Genomic DNA, 374 nt, shown 5'->3' on the forward strand with positions numbered 1-374 from the left:
CTTTCCACTTATCACAAAAAGTCTCTAGAGCAGCTTTCCCAGACTGCTCGTCTTCTGCTCGATATACTGCTTTGAAGTCGTCACAGATGCTTGCTCGATCAGACACACGTACTTTATGAGCAATATTACGTGCTACATGTACGCAGCATGATTGGTATTTTGCCTTTGGATATACTTGCTCAATTGCTGTCACGATGCCCTTTAATCCGTCGGAGATGAACAACAAGACTTCTTCTACACCACGCTCCTTCACGTCCACTAACAGCTCATTCCATACATAGGCCGATTCGGTTGGAGCAATGGTATACGATAATACTTCCTTAGGACGATCTTCACGAATACCGACTGCAATATACACGGCCTCTTTGGAGACC

The 374-nt window shown here is 44.9% G+C and carries 1 protein-coding gene; it reads right to left on the bottom strand.

Annotation, left to right across the window (positions count from 1 at the left end):
• Window positions 1-374: transposase (locus BBG47_RS28510; RefSeq protein WP_175400678.1), on the bottom strand; the 374-nt coding region annotated here is incomplete at both ends.

This window comes from Paenibacillus sp. KS1, from assembly GCF_001680695.1.
GTDB lineage: Bacteria > Bacillota > Bacilli > Paenibacillales > Paenibacillaceae > Paenibacillus_B > Paenibacillus_B suaedae.